Here is a 3,160-nt window from a genome sequence, read left to right as displayed (position 1 = left end):
CTTTTTTTCTGATAATGTATTGGTTGTTGCAACAAAAGTAGATAAAATCAAAAGAAGTCAAATTGCGAAACATATATCTATAATTAAAAGTGTATTGCAATTAAGAACTACTGACAGAATAATTCCCTTTTCAGCTGCAACGAAAGTAGGTAAAGAAGAAATTTGGGAATTACTTGATAGTATTGAAGAAATGGAGTAGCTAATGAAAAATAATGAAGATATTTATTTACAATCTGGAAAACTTAATTTAAATTATTTGGATAGTACTCACCGAAAAAAGATGAGTGTTAAGCGTGATTCAGAGAAGGTTGAATATGAGAGACCATATCTTGATGATTCGATTAAAAATTTATTGGAAACTATGAGTGAATATGTAAGAGAAGAAAATTTAAGTTTGAGTAAGGAAAAAGAGAATATAAGTACACAAGAGCAAACTTTAAGAGAGCATATAGAGAAAAAAAAGGCAATTAAGTTAGTAGATATATCATCTTCAAAAACTGCTCCTCAAAGTGAGCAAAAACAAGAATCTAGAAATAAAGAAGAAATAGAAGCTATAGAGCTTAAAAATAAAGTGAAAAAATCTAAAGCATCAAGAAATAAAGAAAAAAAAGATATAGAATTTGAAAATAAGATAGAGAAATCTAAAATATCCGAAAATGAAGATATAGAATTTGAAAATAAGATGGAGAAATCTAAAGCATCAAAAAATAAAGAGAAARAAGATATAGAACTTAAAAATAAGGTGGAGAAACTTAAAGTATCCAAAAATAAAGAAAAAGAAGATCTAGAACTTAAAAATAAGGTGGAGAAACCTAAAGCATCCAAAAATAAAGAAAAAGAAGATCTAGAACTTAAAAATAAGGTGGAGAAACCTAAAGCATCCAAAAATAAAGAAAAAGAAGATATAGAACTTAAAAATAAGGTGGAGAAACTTAAAGTATCCAAAAATAAAGAAAAAGAAGATATAGAACTTAAAAATAAGGTGGAGAAACTTAAAGTATCCAAAAATAAAGAAAAAGAAGATACAGAAGTTGAAAATAAAAAAGTACCATTTGTATTATTTGGTAGAGAAATATTGCAAAATGTAGTTAATGACAAAGGTGAATTAATTGCTAGGGTTGGTGATTTGATTAATGAAGAATTATTAAATATAGCAATTAATAGTGATTGTATTATACAATTGTTATTAAAGACTTACCCTACTTGATTATATATGCTATAATTACATAGCTTAGAGAAAAGGAGGAACAAATGCGTATTCGCTTAATGATATCAATTTTATATTTAATTTTAGGTATTATGTCAGTCTATACTAATGTAATAATATTTTTTATTCCGTTGTTAACGTTACCATTGATAAGATTTCATGTAGGGACTAAACTTTCAAGAGAATATATTTTGTTGGATATTGTAATTGCTTTTATTATGTATTTTGCGTCAAATTCAGTACTAAACTGTGTAATATATATTACGTTGATAATCCTGCCAGCGTATAGTATAATAAAAGAGCAGGAGAAAGAATCAATAAATTATCCGAAATTAATATTTTTAACAGGGACGATTATTTGGGGTGGATTGTTAGTTCAGGGTGAATTAATGAAATACTATGGATATAGCTATTATGAGGCGTATAGGTCGCTGATTAGCAATATGTTTGTTGCTATGAATAGTGAGATATATGCTTTAGGATTAGAAGAATTAATGTTAAGTATGTATCCAAGTACTTTATTTGTGAGTGCAATACTACTTGCTTTTATAACTGTTAGCGTTAATCAAAAAAGAGTTTCTCAAGATAGCATGATTAATCAATTATTTTCATTTAGGCTGAGCAAAATGATATTTTTGATAATACTATTGGCAATTATTATGGTATTTAATACAGATATTATGTATTTGAGTGAAATTGGAATGAATTTAATATTTATATTGTTTATACTGTTTTATGTTGCAGGTATGTGGGGAATGATGTCTTATGTAATTATGGCTAAAACAACTCCTGTTGCAAAATTTTTAGGAATAATAATGATGTTGATTGTACTCCCTATTGCACCGATATTCCCATTATTGTATGGGTTTTTTGATGCTATTTTTAATTTTAGACGAATAGAACTAGTAGTATAAAAACAAAAGACTAGAAAGGTGGATCAAAATGAAAGTAATATTGACACAAGACGTAAAAAAAGTGGGTAAAAAAGGTGATATTTTAGAAGTGAAAGATGGATACGCAAGAAATGCTCTTTTGCCAAAGGGATTAGCAGTGGAGGCAACTGCTATTAATCTTAATAAAAATAAGCTAGATAAAAAATTAGAAGATAAAAGAAAGCAAGAAGAACTGGAATTAGCTCAATCAATTAAAGATGTTATTAATAATCAAAGAGTGAGAATAGCGATTAAAACAGGTGAAGGTGGCAAAGTGTTTGGATCTGTAACCACAAAAGAAATAGCAGATAGTATTAACGATGCGTTTAGTGTTAAAGTCGATAAGAAAAAAGTAAATTTACACAATCCTATCAAGGCGATAGGTGCAATCACAGTTGCAATTAAACTTCATCCACAAGTTGTTGCAGATGTTGTGGTAGAAACTTTTGAACAATAAGTAGTTATAGGGCTATCATGAAATTTAAGTGATAGCTTTTTTTTATTTCCTAAAAATTACAATATACTAATAGTTCCTTAACTATGAATGAGTTGTAGTATAGTTAAACTATTTTTTTGATTCTGAAAAGTATAACTGAAAAAAAGTTAGTATAAAAAAAATCATGTTGTTAATAATAATACTATAACTTAATAGAAAAGGAGAAATCAAATTATGAAAAAAGCTCTTTTAGTAACGCTTGCATTAATGTGCTCATCTACATTTGCTGGATGTGCTGCAGGTTATGACTATGCTCTTGATGGTTATGATGGATATTATGATGATGGGGTATATTACAATGATGATATCTATGATGATGATTATATAGTAGGCCCGTATGGTGGACCTGCTGTGTATGAAGGACCAGGATATGGCGTGGGCGTAAATGATGCTGGTTTTAATTATTAATTGTTTTACTAAAGAAGCTGTCTGAGTTCGTTCTCACACAGTTTCTTTTTACTTTAATTGGTTAAATTTATTTGGTGGAAAACCTTTTTTCCTTTCTGAATCATAAAAGCATTATTT

At 28.1% G+C, this 3,160-nt stretch carries 5 protein-coding genes and 1 pseudogene (1 of these 6 cut by a window edge); 5 read left to right on the top strand and 1 reads right to left on the bottom strand.

The genetic code is table 11. The features are described 5' to 3' along the window. The 5 genes and pseudogenes from EPU_RS13985 to EPU_RS09550 all read left to right on the top strand — a co-directional run. Nucleotides 1–199, top strand: a pseudogene (locus EPU_RS13985) (ribosome biogenesis GTP-binding protein YihA/YsxC); the annotation flags it as partial. A gap of 3 nt (nt 200–202) precedes the next feature. Next, entirely contained in the window at nt 203–1,207 is a 1,005-nt protein-coding gene (locus EPU_RS09565) for a hypothetical protein (protein ID WP_010168821.1), read from the top strand. 44 nt (nt 1,208–1,251) lie between these two features. Then, nucleotides 1,252–2,121, top strand: coding sequence for a hypothetical protein (locus EPU_RS09560; protein WP_010168819.1), 870 nt, complete (start codon nt 1,252–1,254; stop codon nt 2,119–2,121). A 28-nt stretch (nt 2,122–2,149) separates the two neighbouring features. Beyond that, nucleotides 2,150–2,596: a 50S ribosomal protein L9 gene (rplI, locus tag EPU_RS09555; RefSeq protein WP_010168818.1), complete on the top strand. Its 447-nt coding sequence runs from the start codon at nt 2,150–2,152 to the stop codon at nt 2,594–2,596. A gap of 213 nt (nt 2,597–2,809) precedes the next feature. Beyond that, nucleotides 2,810–3,043 carry a hypothetical protein gene (locus EPU_RS09550; protein WP_010168816.1) on the top strand — a complete coding sequence of 78 codons (234 nt, stop codon included), beginning with the start codon at nt 2,810–2,812 and terminating at the stop codon, nt 3,041–3,043. Between the two features lie 53 nt (nt 3,044–3,096). On the opposite strand, the gene tyrS is transcribed toward EPU_RS09550, so the two are convergent. Continuing rightward, nucleotides 3,097–3,160 carry the final stretch of a tyrosine--tRNA ligase gene (tyrS, locus tag EPU_RS09545; protein ID WP_010168814.1) on the bottom strand. The gene runs 1,169 nt beyond the window's last position, so only the last 64 of its 1,233 coding nucleotides appear in the window; the start codon falls outside the window, past its right edge; the stop codon is at nt 3,097–3,099.

The organism is Candidatus Epulonipiscium viviparus (assembly GCF_000171335.1).
In the GTDB taxonomy this organism is placed as follows: Bacteria; Bacillota; Clostridia; order Lachnospirales; family Cellulosilyticaceae; genus Epulonipiscioides; species Epulonipiscioides viviparus.
This window is presented reverse-complemented; position numbering and strand designations above follow the sequence as displayed.

Excerpts from the sequence above, each read along its gene's own strand:
- EPU_RS09560 (WP_010168819.1), top strand. The coding sequence starts at position 1,252 with ATGCGTATTCGCTTAATGATATCAATTTTATATTTAATTTTAGGTATT.
- rplI (WP_010168818.1), top strand. The coding sequence starts at position 2,150 with ATGAAAGTAATATTGACACAAGACGTAAAAAAAGTGGGTAAAAAAGGT.
- EPU_RS09550 (WP_010168816.1), top strand. The coding sequence starts at position 2,810 with ATGAAAAAAGCTCTTTTAGTAACGCTTGCATTAATGTGCTCATCTACA.